Genomic DNA, 541 nt, shown 5'->3' with positions numbered 1-541 from the left:
GAAACAACTGCCACATTTGCTGTGTATCACCAATATGATGCTCCACGGCATCGAAGTCCCTGATCAGATCAAGCACGGCAACACGCTCAATAAGCCGCTTTCAAGTTGGGATAGCAATATCAATGTGATTGCGACTAACCCACCGTTTGGCGGCACAGAAGAGGACGGGATTGAAAAGAACTTCCCTGCCGAAATGCAGACTCGTGAAACGGCTGACCTGTTCTTGCAGCTTATTGTCGAAGTATTGGATAAAGATGGTCGCGCTGGTGTGGTATTGCCTGATGGCACCTTGTTTGGTGAAGGTGTAAAAACCAAAATCAAAAAGATGCTGACGGAAGAGTGTAACCTGCACACAATTGTTCGCTTACCTAATGGCGTGTTCAATCCATACACAGGTATTAAGACCAACATTCTGTTCTTTACCAAAGGCCAACCGACCAAAGAAGTGTGGTTCTATGAGCACCCTTACCCAGAAGGCGTGAAGAACTACAGCAAAACCAAACCTATGAAGTTTGAAGAGTTCCAGCAAGAGATCGATTGG

1 protein-coding gene is annotated in these 541 nt (G+C 46.0%); it reads left to right on the top strand.

The window, feature by feature from the left end:
* The coding region (locus tag R7190_RS30005; RefSeq protein WP_318138225.1) for an N-6 DNA methylase at positions 1 to 541 on the top strand (541 nt) is incomplete at both ends.

This window comes from Vibrio sp. 1078-1, from assembly GCF_033340475.1.
The sequence above is the reverse complement of the archived record's forward strand: the minus strand, read 5'-3'. Positions and strand labels throughout refer to the sequence as shown.